This is a genomic window from Methylocystis sp. Sn-Cys (assembly GCF_016745395.1).
Taxonomy (GTDB): Bacteria; Pseudomonadota; Alphaproteobacteria; order Rhizobiales; family Beijerinckiaceae; genus Methylocystis; species Methylocystis iwaonis.
Map to the genome: position 1 here is coordinate 230,073 of NZ_JAERVJ010000006.1, position 16,183 is coordinate 246,255.

The 16,183-nt window shown below is 60.6% G+C and carries 13 protein-coding genes and 3 pseudogenes; 10 read left to right on the forward strand and 6 right to left on the reverse strand.

The genetic code is table 11. The annotated features are described in order from the left end of the window. Window positions 1-522 precede the first annotated feature (522 nt). Window positions 523-1,482: an alpha-amylase gene (locus tag JJT62_RS13520; RefSeq protein ID WP_246744886.1), complete on the reverse strand. Its 960-nt coding sequence runs from the start codon at window positions 1,480-1,482 to the stop codon at window positions 523-525. Between the two features lie 402 nt (window positions 1,483-1,884). Further along, on the reverse strand, window positions 1,885-2,610 hold the full coding sequence (locus JJT62_RS13525) for a TetR/AcrR family transcriptional regulator (protein WP_202073291.1): 726 nt from the start codon (window positions 2,608-2,610) through the stop codon (window positions 1,885-1,887). Window positions 2,611-2,757: 147 nt separating this feature from the next. On the opposite strand from JJT62_RS13525, the gene JJT62_RS13530 reads away from it, so the two are divergent. Genes JJT62_RS13530 through JJT62_RS13550 form a run of 5 tightly spaced genes read left to right on the forward strand, consistent with a single transcriptional unit; the run spans window position 2,758 to window position 7,313 of the window. Continuing rightward, on the forward strand, window positions 2,758-3,516 hold the full coding sequence (locus JJT62_RS13530) for an ABC transporter ATP-binding protein (RefSeq protein ID WP_370568550.1): 759 nt from the start codon (window positions 2,758-2,760) through the stop codon (window positions 3,514-3,516). Between the two features lie 18 nt (window positions 3,517-3,534). After that, complete coding sequence (locus JJT62_RS13535) at window positions 3,535-4,764, forward strand: ABC transporter substrate-binding protein (RefSeq protein WP_202073292.1); 1,230 nt, start codon at window positions 3,535-3,537, stop codon at window positions 4,762-4,764. Continuing rightward, a complete protein-coding gene (locus JJT62_RS13540; protein ID WP_202073293.1) occupies window positions 4,761-5,591 on the forward strand; it encodes an ABC transporter permease in 831 nt (276 codons plus the stop codon). The genes JJT62_RS13535 and JJT62_RS13540 overlap by 4 nt, the downstream gene beginning before the upstream one ends. A 25-nt stretch (window positions 5,592-5,616) precedes the next feature. Beyond that, window positions 5,617-6,168 carry an OsmC family protein gene (locus tag JJT62_RS13545; protein WP_202073294.1) on the forward strand — a complete coding sequence of 184 codons (552 nt, stop codon included), beginning with the start codon at window positions 5,617-5,619 and terminating at the stop codon, window positions 6,166-6,168. Between the two features lie 50 nt (window positions 6,169-6,218). Further along, the gene (locus tag JJT62_RS13550; protein WP_246744888.1) at window positions 6,219-7,313 is read left to right on the forward strand and encodes an acyl-CoA dehydrogenase family protein; all 1,095 of its coding nucleotides are present in this window, start codon (window positions 6,219-6,221) and stop codon (window positions 7,311-7,313) included. Window positions 7,314-7,383: 70 nt separating this feature from the next. On the opposite strand, the gene JJT62_RS13555 is transcribed toward JJT62_RS13550, so the two are convergent. Beyond that, window positions 7,384-7,590, reverse strand: coding sequence for an STN domain-containing protein (locus JJT62_RS13555; RefSeq protein WP_202073295.1), 207 nt, complete (start codon window positions 7,588-7,590; stop codon window positions 7,384-7,386). Window positions 7,591-7,682: 92 nt separating this feature from the next. Here JJT62_RS13555 and JJT62_RS19610 point away from each other — a divergent pair. Then, window positions 7,683-7,781: pseudogene (locus JJT62_RS19610) on the forward strand (IS6 family transposase); the annotation flags it as partial. Between the two features lie 106 nt (window positions 7,782-7,887). Here JJT62_RS19610 and JJT62_RS13560 read toward each other — a convergent pair. Next, on the reverse strand, window positions 7,888-9,246 hold the full coding sequence (locus JJT62_RS13560) for a sorbosone dehydrogenase family protein (RefSeq protein ID WP_202073296.1): 1,359 nt from the start codon (window positions 9,244-9,246) through the stop codon (window positions 7,888-7,890). Window positions 9,247-9,554: 308 nt separating this feature from the next. Further along, a pseudogene (locus tag JJT62_RS13565) lies at window positions 9,555-9,931 on the reverse strand (DDE-type integrase/transposase/recombinase); the annotation flags it as partial. A gap of 354 nt (window positions 9,932-10,285) precedes the next feature. Between JJT62_RS13565 and fae (JJT62_RS13570) the strand changes: the two are divergent. The 4 genes and pseudogenes from fae (JJT62_RS13570) to JJT62_RS19230 form a co-directional block, all read left to right on the forward strand. Next, the gene (gene fae, locus JJT62_RS13570) at window positions 10,286-10,795 is read left to right on the forward strand and encodes a formaldehyde-activating enzyme (protein WP_202073297.1); all 510 of its coding nucleotides are present in this window, start codon (window positions 10,286-10,288) and stop codon (window positions 10,793-10,795) included. Between the two features lie 108 nt (window positions 10,796-10,903). Further along, complete coding sequence (fae, locus tag JJT62_RS13575) at window positions 10,904-11,470, forward strand: formaldehyde-activating enzyme (RefSeq protein WP_370568551.1); 567 nt, start codon at window positions 10,904-10,906, stop codon at window positions 11,468-11,470. Window positions 11,471-11,502: 32 nt separating this feature from the next. After that, window positions 11,503-12,087 carry a hypothetical protein gene (locus JJT62_RS13580; protein ID WP_202073299.1) on the forward strand — a complete coding sequence of 195 codons (585 nt, stop codon included), beginning with the start codon at window positions 11,503-11,505 and terminating at the stop codon, window positions 12,085-12,087. Between the two features lie 1,061 nt (window positions 12,088-13,148). Further along, window positions 13,149-13,520, forward strand: a pseudogene (locus JJT62_RS19230) (DUF2778 domain-containing protein); the annotation flags it as partial. 320 nt (window positions 13,521-13,840) lie between these two features. On the opposite strand, the gene JJT62_RS13590 reads toward JJT62_RS19230, so the two are convergent. After that, window positions 13,841-15,574 carry a DUF885 family protein gene (locus JJT62_RS13590; protein ID WP_202073301.1) on the reverse strand — a complete coding sequence of 578 codons (1,734 nt, stop codon included), beginning with the start codon at window positions 15,572-15,574 and terminating at the stop codon, window positions 13,841-13,843. Between the last annotated feature and the right edge of the window lie 609 nt (window positions 15,575-16,183).

The following is a 16,183-nucleotide window of genomic DNA, read 5'->3' on the forward strand; positions in this document are numbered from 1 at the left end:
GCGACCCCGCCACCTTTAACGCTTCAGCCAGCGTTTCAATGAACTGCTCAGCAATCTCAACTTCGGCACGCTGGGCGTGTCGAACGCTGCAATCAACGCCAACACGACCGTTTGACCGGGCTGCGCCAATGGTACGCCCCAGACTTTATCGGGATGCGGCGCGGACATAGCCGTCCGATCAACTGCTGCTTCCCATGGCGCTTGGCGCGCGCGGCGATTTCATCACATGCGAGCCGTCGTCGCATATGCGGACGAATATAGCGGTCATTCGGGCATTTCTAGGTGAGAGAATTGCGCTCACAGAACTGGGGATGACGAGTGGCTGGCGCAGATTCGATAGGGCGCGAAAGCACCGATCCGTTTCACGGCAACGAACGAATTAACCTTTCGTCTCACGCTTGGCGCCGTATCGAATTCTGGCGCTTCTGGATCGTCGCCCCAGCGCGCCGCGTCGACGCTTTAGTCCGGCTCAGAGCACGCGAGCGCACCTGCCTCCCCTCCCGACGTCGCCCTTACACTGGCTCAGATGCGAAGACGGAATGAGAAACCCGCCTGCCAATTCTTCTTGATCTGCGGACCGTTGAGATTTTGATAGACTGGCAGTCCGGCTTCGAAAGCGATCGATGCCGCGTCGTATCCCACGAGTTTGCCATTCAACACGCCGCCGCCGAACAGCTCCACGCGCTGACCGCCATAGAAGGCCGGGTTGGTCGGCACGGCGCGGCCCGTAATTTCGGGGTCGAAACCCGAAATCTGGGATTGGGTGGCGCCGTTTACGCGGAACGTAGCCGTGACGCTCGGGATCGGCGTGTAACCCACCCAGCCGTTGTATTCATGCAGATCGCCAAAGCGCCAATTTTGTGAATTTCTGGCGAGCGGCAAGCGTGCGCGATAGGACAGCCCCCAGGACCACTTATCGATATTGCCTGCGTAAACGACGCCCGGCATAATATCGAACGTGCCGCTGCCCGGCTGCATGCCGTAGAAGGCGCGAATGTTCGGCACGGTTCCGTCGGCCTGCAAGAGATCGAAGCGCGCGGTGTTGAAGCTGAAGGGATAGGCGAAACCGAGATTGACCTGCACGCGATGCACCGGGTCCTGGTAGACTTTGTAGATCGCGCTGGTGGTGAAATCTGAAAGTCCAAACGTATCGGGGTAACTTCTGCCGAGCGGCGTGATCCCGGAAGGGCCCTTGAAGGTCAGGGCTTCGAGCCGCTTCTCGGCTATCGACGCGGTGATGACGACGGCGAGATCGTCGGTGAGACCATAGGAGATCACGCCCGTCTGCGCTGCCAGCGCAATGTTCTGAGGGACGAGGCGCAGCTTTTTCGTCGGATCGACCCACCAGGGGGTGTTGGCGACGATATATTGTGAGCTGACGCTCTGCGTGCCGATCAGTTGGCCGGAGAGATTCGCCCAAATCGGCGCGATCGCCAGGACGAACCTGCCTTTCGCCGGCATATCGGCGCCGAACACGCCCATCGGCGCCGGAGGTCGCGGCGCTGAAGTGGCGGGTGCTGCGGTCGCACTTTTCTGCTCGATGCTTTTGCGCGGTTCTGCCGCCAAGGCGTTTGTTACGCAAAGTGATGCTGCGGAGAGGGCGAGCAGTAGGCTCCGCAGTCGCCAAACGGCTTTCGCGGGCGCTTCTACACGAACAGTCATTCCAACCTCGTATCCATGTTTACCGAAAGACGACGCTCGGGAGCCCGCTCACGCCGAACAAGCGTTGAAGGGCCGAACACGGACCACTCTGCATTTACTCTATAAGTTTTATCAAGATTATCGCGCCGAGAGCGGCCTAGCTTCGATCCTGGCGAAATATCAATAGTCTGTGGTTCTGGGCGAATCGTTATTAGACGGTTTCGTATAGAAATAATTCCAAGCTTAAGTCTCTTGCGTTGCGATCGTTGCACGAATGCAACGCTCGTCGGCAGCGTGTTTGCGCAAGCGCTCACCCTCCGGTAGCAAAGCGGCGGCGATCTTTTTCGCCTCCATCGCCGGCGCTGAGGTTTTTTTGATGGCGGCCTTCACAATCGCGCCGTCCATCAGAAGATCGAACTGCTGCGTGAGCAACTCGACGTCCTCGACGCCCGCCGCTGCGACGAGCGCGCGCAACTGCTCTAACACGTGGCTCTTGTGATTGCGTATGATCTCAGCGAGCTTCTCGTCCGTATTACGGCTCTCCATCGCCGCGTTCATGAGCGCGCAACCAAGATAATCGTCGCGCCGAAACCACTCTTCCATAATGTCGAAGAAAGCGAGCAGCTTCTCGCGCGGAGCGCCCCGCGTCTCCGCAAGTCTCGTAAAGAACCAAGCGCGCCAGACGCTTGCTTCATGGGCGAGCGCCGCGTGGATCAACGCGTCCTTCGAGCCGTAGCGATTGTACAGCGTCATGCGCGCAACGCCCGAGGCGTCGATGATCTCGTCGACGCTTGTCGCGGCGATTCCCTTTCGGCAGCAGAGCCCAATCGCGGCCTCGAGCAGCCGCTTGTTCGCCTTCGCTTTCGCGACTGGCGCGGACTTCCCGCCTGATCGAGCGCGGACATCGCGCTTTGCCGCTGTGGGCGACACCCGGCTCGTGAGTTTGCGCGAAGATCGTCTGTTTTCCATTTTTTCTAGATCATCCGTTCTAACTTGGCGCAAGTCGTGTGCCTCATGCCATTTAATTTCAGCCTATTGCATCACATTTCGATGCAACAAACAATAGAATTGATATTCTTTATAAATTTTGTAGTCTATCTGCGAAAGGAGCCGCTCGTGATCCCTCTTCCGCTCATCGACGTCAGACGCGTCACCCACCGCTATGGCTACCATCGCGCGCCGGTCCTTGCCGACCTCAGCCTGCGGGTGGCGCAAGGCGAACGGCTTGCCGTCATTGGCCGCAGCGGCTGCGGAAAGTCCACACTGCTGCAGATCATGGCGGGCCTCGCGCATCCAACGAGCGGGGAGATTCGGCTCGCCGAGCGGCGCTACGCCACGCGGCCCATCCGCCGCACGCTGATGTTCCAGCGCCCTCTCCTCTTTCCCTGGCTCGACGTCGCGGGCAACGTCGCTCTTGCGCTACGCTTCGATGGAAGAGCCCGCGAGGCGCCGGGCCGCGTCGAGGCGTTGCTCACGCAGGTGGGCCTTGCAGAACACGCGAACACGAATGTGCGCGAACTCTCCGGCGGACAGCAGCAGCGCGTGGCGCTCGCGCGCTCGCTCGCGATCGACCCCGATGTTCTTCTGCTCGATGAGCCTTTTTCCGCTCTCGATCCATTGACGCGCAGCGATCTGCGCCGCCAGTTGCGCGAGACGCAAGTCGCATTCGGCTTCGCCATGACTCTCGTCACGCACGACGTCGACGACGTTCTCGATCTGGCCACGCGCGTCGTGGCGATGTCGGCGGATCCCGGGCGCATCGTCGCCGAATTCGACATCCCACCCGACATGGACGCCGAAGCGCGCGCCACCCTCCGTGCGCAGCTTATCAACGCGTTGGAACCCGCCACCTTTCCCTTAGCGCTCAGCGCCTGACGAAAGACGAAACACGATATGTGCCAATCCTGCGATCAGTATGATCTCAACTACGCTGCCGGAGCTGGCGTGTCGCGCCGTCATGTGCTCGATCGCCTCGCCATGGGCGGTCTTGCGGCGCTACTGGCGGGCCTGCCAAAAACAACGCGTGCGGCCGAAAGCGACGACGACACGCTGCGCATCGGCTATCTGCCGATCACGGACGCGACGCCGCTGCTTGTCGCCCACGCCAAGGGCTATTTCGAAGAGGAAGGACTCAAGGTCGCCAAGCCGGAGCTCATTCGCGGCTGGGCGCCTCTTATCGAAGGTTTCACCGCGGGACGCTTCAACCTCGTGCATCTTCTCAAGCCGACCGCGCTCTGGCTGCGCTACGGCAGCCATGTACCCGTGAAGGTTGTGGCCTGGGCGCACACAAACGGCTCAGCGCTTGTCGTGCAGGGCGACGGCGGGGTGCAGAGCTTTACAGATCTCGCCGGTAAGCAGCTCGCTGTGCCGTTCTGGTATTCAATGCACAATATCGTGCTGCAATATGCCCTACGCAAAAGCGGCCTCACGCCTGTCATAAAGCCCCAGAGCGCGGCGCTCGGCGCCAAGGAAGTCAATCTTCAGATCCTGCAGCCGCCGGACATGCCGCCAGCGCTCGCCGCCAAGAAGATCGACGGCTATATTGTCGCCGAGCCTTTCGACGCGTTGGGCGAACTCAACGCTGGCGGGCGCGTGCTGCGCTTTACCGGCGACATTTGGAAAAACCACCCATGTTGCGTCGTCGCCATGTTGCAGCCGCTGATAGAGAAGCGGCCGGAATGGGCGCAGAAGACCGTTAACGCCATCGTGCGAGCGGAAATCTACGCCTCGCAGAACAAGGAAGAGGTGGCCCAGCTCCTCTCGCGCGACGGCGCCGGCTATCTGCCGCCGCCGGCGAAAGTCGTAACGCGCGCCGTGACCGCCTATGCGCAGGAGCCCGCCTACAAGGAGGTTATCCGACATCGCGATTGGGGCAACGGTCGGATCGATTTCCAGCCCTGGCCATATCCTTCTGCGACGCGCCTGATCGTCCAGCAGCTAAAGGAAGCAAAAATCGAAGGCGAACGAGCCTTCCTGGATAAGCTCGACCCGGATTTCGTCGCCAAGGACCTCGTCGATTACGCCCTCGTCAAAAAGGCGCTGGAGCGTTACCCGGATTGGAAGCGCGACCGGAGTGTCTCGAGCGGCGACCCCTTCAGCCGGAAGGAGGTTCTCGCGCTATGAGCGCCGTGGCCGTGAGCTTCCTCGAAAGGCCGCGCGACTTGCGGCGCCGGCGCGCCATCGGCGCGCGTTTAGCGCGAGTGCTCGTCGAACTGAGCGGACTCGCGCTTCTTTTGGGCCTGTGGGCGCTCGGAGGTTGGCTGATCGCGCGCAATCCATCGACCGCAGCTTTCGCCGGCTTCGCGCCGGCGCCCGCCCTGAGCCGTCTTTACGACATGCTGCGCGACGGCTCCGCGTTGGCCGCCGCGGTTCCGAGCCTTGGGCGCATCGCGTTTGGTCTCCTGATCGCCTTTGCGGCAGGAGCGCCGGTCGGCGTGATCGTGGGCAGCAGCGCGCTCTTTCGCAGGGCGACGCATCTCCCTTTCCAGCTTTTGCGCATGGTAAGCCCGCTCGCCTGGATGCCGATCGCCATTCTCGCCTTTTCGACTTGGAACGCGGCAATCGTATTCCTCATCTTCGCGTCCTCAGTCTGGCCGATCATTTTCTCGACCGCGCATGGCCTGCGCAAGCTCGACCCCGATTGGTTCCGCCTCGCGCATAATCTTGGCGCGGGCAGATGGCAAATCCTACGCGCCGTCATCGTTCCGGCGGTGGCGCAGGATGTGCTCACCGGTCTGCGACTCGCGCTCGGCGTCGCCTGGATCGTGCTTGTTCCCGCCGAATATCTTGGCGTGACGAGCGGGCTTGGCTACGCGATCAACGATGCGCGCGACACCCTTGAATACGATCGCCTCGCGGCGACGGTCGTCCTGATCGGCCTCATTGGCTTCTTGCTTGACGCGCTCCTGCTTGCCGCCATCGCCCGCGTCTCCTGGACCACCCACGACTGACACGAACAAAAGGATCGCTTTCTACATGAGCAACGACGCCCCCGTTCTCATTTCCTGCCTGGCGCCGATCAGCAAGGATGGGCTCGACGCCCTCATCGCGGCCGGCAAGGCCAATCCCGCGGCCATCAAGACGGTCAAATGCCGCACTGTCGCCGAAGGCCGTTTCCGCCATCTGAATTTCATTCGAGATCTCCCGCCGCACATCGTCGACGAACCGCCCGTCCTTCTGGGCGACGACACTGCCCCCAACCCCTCGGAAGCGTTGCTCGCCGCGCTCGGCTCTTGTCTCGCCGTGGGCATTCACGCCAACGCCGTCGCCAATGGCGTCGTGGTGCGCTCCCTTGCGCTCGATCTTGAAGCCGATATCAACATCACTTCGGTGTGGGGAACGGGCGACACTACGCCCAAGCCCGTCGGCTTCGACGTAATCCGCGTAGCAGTTTCCTTTGACGCAGACGCTCCAAAGGAAACGCTCGACGCCCTGATAGCTCACGCACAGAAATGGTCGCCGGTCGCAAACACCATCTCCAAGCCTGTAGCCCTCTCGGTCACGCGAACGGAAAAGGCCGAGTCATGAGTCTCGCTGAACTATCGACGTCTCCTATAGGCGTGTCGAACCAAAGCAGCATGCTCGGGCGCGTGAAGGCAATCGTCCAATCCGACTTGCGCCCCCTTGCCGCGCGGATTGACGAGGACGGCCTTTATCCAGCGCATGTCCTCAAGAATCTCGGATTGGCCGGCGCTTTCGCCCAGCATCATGACGGTTTCGGCGAAGACCATGCGATTAATCTCCAAGCCGCTATCCGGGCGATGAGCTCAGTCGCGGAGGCCTGTCTCTCGACCGCCTTCTGCGTCTGGTGTCAGGATGCTTTTGGCTGGTATCTGCAAAACTCAGAGAACCTCGGCTTGCGCGCACGCTTGCAGGCAGACGCTGCGTCGGGCGCCGCTCTCGGCGGGACTGGCCTCTCAAACCCGATGAAGGCGCTTTCGGGTGTAGAGCCGCTAAGGCTCAAAGGGCGTCGGGTCGATGGCGGCTATCGCGTGGACGGTGTTTTGCCTTGGGTGTCGAATTTGGAAGACGGCCATTATTTTGGCTTCTGTTTCGAAGCGGGCGCCACGGTTGTTACGGCGATCGCCCGTCTTGGTTTCGATGGTGTCGAAAGCCGTAAGGGGGCGCAATTCATTGCGCTGGAAGGGACGGCAACGCGGGCCGTTGGTTTCAAGAACGCTTTAATTCCCGACGAAATGATACTGTCTGACTCATTGACCCGCTTCGCCAAGCGGATCAAGCCAGGCTTTCTCCTGCTGCAAACAAGCATGGCCATCGGCCTCATCCGCAACTGCGCCGATTTGATGCGCGCCCTGCCCTCGCGTGTACGGGCGGTGAACGCCTATTTGCCGATTGGCCCGGGATCGCTGGACGAGCTCGTCGATGCGATGGAGCACGAGATCATGAGGCTCGCTGAAACGCCTTCGGAGCAGGCCCCCGAATATCTACGGCGAGTTCTCGAGGCGCGGCTCGAAGGCTCCCGTCTTGCGCTCGATGCAACTCAGGCGCTGATGCTGCATGCCGGCTCCAGCGCCTATCTACGCGGCTCGATCTACAGTCGGCGACTTCGAGAGTCCTACTTCATCGCGATCGTGACGCCGGCCACAAAACATCTGCTGAAGGATATCTCTGAAAGAAACTCTTCTTTGCAACACACGCTCATGCAGCCTTGACTGTCCTTGACATGGGCAGCGGCGCCTTGCCGGCGACCGTCACGAGCGGCGCCGTGTAGGTCCCCGTTCCTTAGGTGATAGCGCCGCAGTCGGCGCTATAGGCCTTCTTGTCGTCAGGATCCGTCGTCTCGACGTCGGTCCGCTTCGTTGCGCCAACGTCAATCGGCGGCAGGGCCTGGATCTGCGCGAGAATGATCGACGCCGCCATTTCGTCCAGCCCCCCGAAGCGATAGGACAGACCGGTTCCCTCGAGGAGCCTATCGAGCCCTTCACGCATCGAGAAAGCTCCAGAAAGCCCGGTCGTGCGTAGCATCCGCGTAACACGCGCATCTAGTCTAATTGGCGATTTGGCGCGAGCGACAAGGAGACGTCTTCTCCGCGCTCCGCAACCTGTTCGTTCCAGCCCGTCCCTCTCGCCACTCCGCCATTGCCATCCATCTGCATCGCCTCAGGGCGATCGCGGCGTGAAGATCCGTGGCGTTACCCGGCTGAATCGAGACCGATAGGCTTCGCTACGCCTTGAACGAGTTAATGTGACATCGCCCTCGAGCCATGCCGAAGCGATTAGCATCTCTTATCTGCCGACGTAGCGCACTCTGAAGATGACGCCGTTCCCGTCTTCGCTGACGAGGAGTGATCCGTCGGGCGCGACCGTTGCATCGACGGGTCGCCCCCATACCCTTCTGTCATCCACGACAAATCCCGTCAGGAAATCCTGGTATTCGCCTGTCGGTTCGCCATCTTTGAACTTCAAACGAACGACCTTGTAGCCAGTGCGTTTGGCGCGATTCCAGGAACCATGGAGCGTCACGAACGCGTCGCCCTTATAGTCGGCCGGGAATTGCGCACCATCGTAAAAGGCGAGGCCGAGCGGCGCGGAATGAGGCTGCAGGAGAATGTCCGGTATCGTGACCTTGTCTGCGAGATCCGGCCTTGCGCCGAGATGCCGCGGATCGGGATTGCCGCCGATATAATACCACGGCCATCCATAAAAGGCGCCCGGCTTCACGCGCGTCGCATAATCGGGCGGCAAGTCGTCGCCGAGCATGTCGCGCTCATTGACGACGCACCAGAGATCCTCGGACTTCGGCCGCAAGCGTAAGCCGGAACAGTTGCGGATGCCCGTCGCATAGATTCGCTTGTTTGCGCCATCGGGATCGAAAGCGAGCACGGCGGCGCGATCGAGTTCGGGCCCCGAGCTTGCGCCGACGCCATTCTTGGCCTCGAGTTCGGCGACTTCCGCGGCGGAAGGACGAACATGGCCATCCGCGACATTGCTCTTGGACCCAACCGCGACGAAGAGCGTCTTTCCATCGGGCGAGAAGGCAATGTCGCGGGTCCAGTGGCCGCTTTCCGCCGGCAGCGGACCGGCGACGATTTCGGCGGGGCCGGCCGCTTTGAGGTCCCCTTGCCTGTAGGGGAAGCGCACGACCTTCGAGACCGTTCCAACATAGACATATTGTGGGTTGGGGCCGGGCGGATAGAAGGCGACACCGTAGGGCCGCTCGAGCTCGGCGGCGAAAATCTCGCTCTGCGCGGGCTTGATATCTCCGTCCTTCATTCGAAACACGCGCACGCGTCCGGCGTTGCTCTCCGTCACGAACAAATCGCCGTTGGGCGCAAATTTCAGAACGCGCGGTCCGTTCAGCCCAGAAGCGAAAACTTCAGCCTCGAAACCCGCGAGCGTTTTGAGCGCAGCGCCCTCGGGCCGAGGAACGACCTGGGAGCGCTCCGCTTTGGGCTCGCTCGCAAGCGGGCGCGGTAAATCTTGCGGGCCAATCCGCCGCCATGCGCCAGGCGCATCCGCGCGCCAGTCGCTGAAGGCGGCGGCGCCGATAAGTCGCTGATCCGTTTCCGAGCGGAGAGCCGTTACCAATAGCGCGGCGCCGCCGACCGCAGCGACGCCGATGACCGCGAGCCATCTCCTACGCATTCCTATTCGCCTTACCCAATCTATTTATCTATTCATCGACTATGATATTAATCCGCCGAACTGAGGCATTCAAGACGGGCTTCACCCATAGTCCATATTTTCTCGCGTATTCCGCTTTCCTCACGGATTACGGCCCAGCGGCCTCAGATCGATTTCTGTATTTTTATAGTGTGTTATAGTCCTATAATCATTGATGGCGGGCTTCCTGAGCGCGGAACTCGCGGCGACCGAAAAAGGACAGGAAATTTTGGGTTCTGTCGTAAATTTTGCGTAAGCCTCGAGAGGCAGGGCAGCGGGCCTCTCGAGGCTTACGCCGCGAGAGCATAGACCTGCTTTGCTGGGCGCAATTTGCCCGTCGTTTGCAACTGCCCTTTTCGGATCATGTGCATGAGCTCGACGCCGGTGAGCGTTGCTGCGGCCGAGCGAAAGGATTTGAACCCCAGCGCTGGCCGCACCACCCGCTTGATCGCTCGGTGGTCCTGTTCGACGATGTTGTTCAGATATTTCCTCCGGCGGATCTCAATGCCCGCCTCGTTCTCTGCATTGGAGCTCTCGATCGCAGCGGTGTTGGCGCCGCTCTTGTCGATCGTGACATTCTTCGGCGCGCCGTTCTGCCGATCGCTCGGCGCCGGAACCGCAACGCCGCTTTGCGAGCCCGCTTTGCCGTCAGCAGGAAGTCCAACGTCGCCTTGTGATCGCCTTGAGCCTCCTGATAGGGGCTTGCGCAACGACGCGCGGCAGACGAAACCCGCTGCCGGTCTTATGGCTTTCAGCCAAGAACGGACGGCTTTTCCAAGTGTCTGCTCGACACCGATCTTGATCGCGCCGCCGACCGGCGAGCCGCCTCCTATTCCGCCCCGCCCAGGGGCCCGGCGTCTACGGCAGGCCCTGGCGCTATTGGTGACGATCGGGGCGGCGCCGACGGCTACGTGCGTCGGGACGGATGAATTTTACTTGGTCGACACCGTTGCTAATCTCTACCAATTACGTATGATTATGACGGCCCGCGGAGGGGCGGGCGCGTCAAAAGGATTGTTACATGGCTAAAATCAACAAGCTTCTCGTCGGCGAGTCCCTCGTGGGCGAAGGGAACGAAGTTGCTCACATCGATCTGCTGATTGGACCGCGCGGCTCCGCGGCGGAGCTCGCCTTCGCCAATGCGCTCGTCAACAACAAGGATGGCTTCACGACACTGCTCGCCGTGATCGCACCCAATCTCCTCGCGAAGCCAAACACCATTCTTTTTAACAAGGTCACCATCAAGGGCGCAAAGCAGGCGGTGCAGCTCTTTGGCCCGGCGCAGCATGGCGTCGCCAAGGCCGTCGCCGACTCTGTCGCCGAAGGCGTCATTCCTCTCGAAGAGGCGGACGACCTTTTCATCTCGGTGGGCGTGTTCATCCATTGGGAAGCCAACGACGACAAGAAGATCCAGGACTACAACTACCAGGCCACGAAAGAGGCCATCGCGCGCGCGGTCGCCGGCGAGCCGAAGGCTTCCGAAGTCGTCGCGAAGCGCAACGAAGCGAAGCATCCGTTCGCGGCCAACTGATCCAGCGAACGCAAACCGCTGGGGAGACGGCCTTGCCGTCCTCCCGGGGAAAGCTGCGGGTGCGACCGCGTTTCCCGCACCCGCAGCCAACTCGCCCAAGTAGAGGTCTTGATGTCGCTTCTAACCAAGTTTCTCAGCATTTTCGCGCCGAAAGCGACGCAGCAAAGCGCCGGGCTCTCGAAGCTCGGCGTCGGCGAGTCCCTCGTTGGCGACGGCAATGAGGTCGCGCATATCGATCTCCTGATCGGCCCGCGCGGCAGCGCCGCCGAAAAGGCCTTCGCCAATGCGCTCGTCAACAATAAGCACGGCTTCACCACCTTGCTCGCGGTCATTGCGCCGAACCTTCTCGTCAAGCCCTACACAATCCTGTTCAACAAGGTGACCATCAAGAATGCCCGTCAGGCGATCCAGCTGTTCGGACCGGCGCAGCACGGCGTCGCCAAGGCTGTCGCGGACTCGGTCGCCGAGGGAATCATCCCGGTCGAGCAGGCGGAAGACCTCTTCATCTCTGTCGGAGTCTTCATTCACTGGGACGCCGCCGACGACAGGAAAATCCAGGACTTCAACTATCGCGCCACGAAGGAGGCCATCGCGCGGGCGCTCGCGGGCGATCCGTCGGCGAAATCTGTCCTGTCGGCCCGCGTCACCGCCAAGCATCCCTTCGCGCCGGGCTGAGTCGGCGACATCCAGCGGAAAGGCGGCAGGTCTTGCTCGTCACATTGCTCAACCACTCTGCGCTCGTGATCCTTGTGCTGCTCAGCGTGGCCGAGGCCGCCGCCGGGCGGCTCGATCTGTCGAAAGCCGACAGAGACGAAACGACGCTCGATCTCGCTTCGATCGCCTTTCCGCTGGCGAGCCGGCCGGCGGTTTTCGCGCTGGTCCTAGGCGGCGCCGCGGCGCTGGTCCCGGAATGGCGGGATAGGTTCAGCCACTGGAGCTGGGTGGCCTGGATCCCCGTTTATCTGATCGGGGAGGACATGGTTCAATATTGGTGGCATCGGCTGGGCCACACCAAATACACTTGCCTTTGGCGCCGCGCCCATCATTCGCAGGCAACTTCGGGAAACCTACTCTTCTTCTGGGACGTGTTGTTTGGAACGGCGCTGATCACCCGTCGCTATCCGCCGGCGTCCGGTGTCGAGAACGACCTTGAATATGGAAGGGAGCGCTGGTGGGTGCAGCTCTTCGTGCCGATGTTCCAATCGCGCCGGCGGCAATCCGACTACAACAGCGCCTCTTACTGGTTCAGCCGCACACCGTCTCGCGCCCCGGTCGAGCAGAGTCGCGCATGAGGGCAATCTTTCGAAAGGACTCAACATGAGCGCCGACTGGGACTATCAAATCCGTTTCAGGCTCGACGAGCAGGGCCGACCGCGCGCGCCATCGTCCGGATGATCCCGCCTTCAGGCCAATCGCAGAAGCTCTCGCCCGTCATAGCGCGACGGCCATCACCACCTACGACGCCTTCGTCAATTACGTTACGCAGGCGAAACGGAGCAGCGTTGATGCTTTCCCGCTCTACAAATGGACGAAGGCCACGATCGAGGATCCGGCGAAAAAGGCCAAGCATTCCCTGTCCTTTGCAGTCTATGTCAATGGCGACGAGGTATACGACAAGGCCCGCGTCGACGCACTCGAGGCGGATCTTGCGCCGCTGGTCGCACAAGGACTGATTGTTTCGCTTTCGAAACACGACACCAATCCGGACAACAATCCCCAGGCGCCTTCACATCTGCGTTGACCCGACCGTAGACTATTTTCAAGCGTGCCCGCGTCCAGCGGTCGAACCAATTGGCACAAAAAGATGATAGCCCGAGACCCGTTGAGATCGAGACGACAAGCCGCTTGCACCACCCCATCACATGATGGATGTCACTTCTCAAACGAAACTTCGGGAGACGGCTGTCGACGCCGACTGGTTGCAACTTCACCCATCATGTTTTCCCGCCTGTTGCAACATGAGCCGACCAAGGCTTGCCCAAATTCATCTGCTTTAAAGTGAGCTCTGATGGAATATTTATCCTCTTGTCTCTTTATCACCGCCGTTCTGGTTTTACTCGCGACAGGAATACAGGCGTTCGAGGTTCGCTTTCGCACGGCAACTTCAATAGGACTCGCCATTGCCGCATGCGCCGTTTTCACGCTCGGCCTCCTCGCCCACTTCGCTCCTGACCATGGCTGCAAGCTGTGGAGGGACCTCGGATACCCAGTGAAAATGGCGGACCGATGTATCGCGTCCGAAAGAGCTGTATCTGACCAGACCGATGCATCCAACCGCATGGTCAGCCGGGCAAATCTCAAAATTGCACCCCCAGAGGGCGCTTCGTTTCTTTTAAGACAGTTCGGCTTCGCCACTGCCGTATATGATATCGCCGCACATACAGTTTATCTGCCGAACGGCCAGCGCTTGGAGGCGCATTCAGGGCTCGGCGCGCGACTTGATGACCCTCGCTTTGTTCACGAACCTATGCGCGGCGCAACGCCGCCTAACACCTACGAGATTACGCTGAGGGAACAGCCCTTTCATGGCGTCCGGGCCCTACGTCTCGTTCCTGTTGGCGACGCAAATACCTTCGGTCGCACCGGCCTGCTCGCCCATACTTATATGCTGGGGCCCAAAGGCGACTCGAACGGTTGCGTGGTTTTCAAGGATTACGCAGCCTTTTTGCGTGCCTTTGAATCAGGCGAGATTAAGCGTCTTCTTGTCGTCGCACATCTGGACTGAATGGTGCTGCTGGGGTCCCGGGGGAGTTCAGGACGACTGAGATGGGAGGTGATTTTGTGGTTCCTCTATGCGGTCCTGTATCTGGGGCGTGCGCTGGTATGTCGCCTACCCGATCAGCTACCGGCAGCTCGAGGAGATGATGGAAGAGCGCGGGGTTCGAGGAAGGGCAACTGCAAACGACGGACAAATTGCGCCCGGCGAAGCAGTTCTACGCTTCGCGGCGTAAGCCTCGAGAGGCCCGCTGTCGCGCGTCTCGCACTCACGCAAAATTTGCGACAGAATCGTCTCAATTGCAGGGGTCTCCGGATTGTGCGACTGAACTAGCGGGCGCTGTAATCTTCGACGACGCGCTCCAGAACAGCGAGAGGGAGCGAGCCCGACAGCAACCCCGCGTCGTGAAATTTTCGAAGATCAAATCTGGAGCCGAGCGCAAGGCGAGCGCGGTCGCGCAACCGGAGCCAAGTGAGCTTTCCGACCATGTAGCCGCAGGCCTGTCCCGGCCATACGCAGTAGCGCTCCACTTCCGTCGTGGCGACGCTTTGCTTCTCTCCGAGAGTGTCGGCGAAATAGGCGATGGCCCTCTCTCGGCTCCAGTCCTTGGCGTGCAAACCCGAGTCGACCACGAGCCGAACAGCGCGGAACAGCGCGGCTTGCAATTGGCCTATGTGACCAAGCGGATCGTTTTCATACAATCCGATTTCGACCGCGAGTTGTTCGGCGTAAAGCGCCCAGCCCTCCGCATAGGCGTTGAAGCCCGACATCTTGCGAATCAAGGGCAGGTTTTGCGCTTCATTCGCCAAAGTAATTTGGAGATGATGGCCCGGAATGGCCTCATGATAGGTCAGCGTCGGCAGGCGCCAGCGGGCCCATTCCGCAGTGTCGCGCAGGTTGATGTAATAGGCTCCGGGCCGTGCACCGTCGAGCGAGCCGGCGTAATAATACCCGCCGGGCGCGCCCGCTTCGATTTCCTTGGGAACGCGCCGGATTTCAACGATGGCCTTGGGAAGGGCGCCGAAATAGGACGGCAGCTTAGCTTGCACCTCGGCGACCTTCGCATTGAGGTCCGCAATCAGGGTCTCCTTTGCGTCGTCAGTATTCTCATAAAGAAATTTTGGGTCGGCGCTCAGCTCCGCCAATCTTTGGCCGACATTGCCGCTGCTGTATCCCTGCGACTCGAGCAGCTCGCCGAGCTCGGAAGAAATCTTCGCGACGAGCTCGAGACCCGTTGCGTGGATTTCATCGGGGGTGAGCGTCGAGGTAGTGCTTTCCTTCAACGAGACGCGGTAATAGTCGGCGCCGTTTGGAAGCGCCGCTACGCCGGCCGCATGCGTCGCGCGGCCGCGCAAGCTTTGTAGATATTCAGCCTGACTGGCCAGCGCCGGAAGGATTTTTCCTGTGTACGCCGCTTCTGCGCGGCCAACCCAATCGCCCGCAATGCCCTTCACTTTCGTCCGGCGGGCGAGGGATTGAACGACCGTGGCCTTGTCGACCGGAATATTCAAGAACGCGCGCATTTGCACGAGGGTCTTGTCGATGACAAAATCGGGCGGCGTTACGCCGGCGCCGACATCGTGCTTCGCAAGCTCCAGCTCCTCCCTCATCTGTCGCGCGAAAGCGTCGAGGCGGGCGAGATAGGCCTCAGCGTCGTCGGAGGTCTCTATCGTGTGCTTCGTGTCGAGAAAGTCCGGCACAAATCGATATGCGCCGGTCAATTGGCTTAAAACATAAGGTGCTCCCGATCCGCCGGCGCCGAAATTGAAAATCCGGTCCGCCTCATTGCGGATTTCGGTAGTCAACAACACCGTATCGTAGTTGATGCGGTCGGTGTCGCCGAGCGCGGCGCGGTCGATGCTCCGAAGCCCCTCAAGGCGGCGCGCAGTGTCTTCTTTGTCTTGAGCAAGGACGTTCGGCGAGCGTTCGCTAAGGAGGCTTTTCAGGCCCGCGAGTTCGCCCTTATCGAGGCCCAGGCTTGTCGCGTGTTCTGGGTAGCGGCGCAGGCGTTCTTGAACAAATTTGTCGAAAAGGGCCCCGAGCTTGGCGCCCTCCGTCGCCAATGGTGCCTCAGCGGCGTCTGCGGCGGCAAGAAGCGGCGTAAGAGCGGAAATGGCAACGCCTTGCAATAGGTTGCGACGAGAGAGCATGCCAGAAGCCTCTAATGGCGAGTGAAAATTATCTATGACTCCTGTCGAGATAATATACAAAATGACGCCGCGCGCAAATTTGTAGGAACGCAATGGCGACCCTTTGCCTCTCCAGCACACAAGAAGAGACTCCTACACGCCGAGGGGGCAACGCGCGGGATCGGCGACGAGGACGCGCCCGCGGCAAAAATCTCTATCGAAATCTTGAAACCGAAGTTCGAGTCCGAGCGCGTCAAGGTTGTCGCGAGGCTCGTGCAAGTCGGGCTTTACGCCGCCCGCGGCTTCCTGACCGTATCTGACTGGATAGCCAAACTGGCCCATCAATGGCGCGCTCTCGGGCGCATTTCCGGGTTCTGTCGCAAATTTTCGTCTGAGGGCGGCCTGGGTTACGCTGTTGTCGGGGCAGGCGGGACAGCGCGATGATGGAGTCCAAAGGGAGCCATTTCGAATGTGACGTGATCGTCTGGGGCGTGCGCGGGTATGTCGCCTACCCATCAGCTACCGGCAGCTCGAGGAGATGAT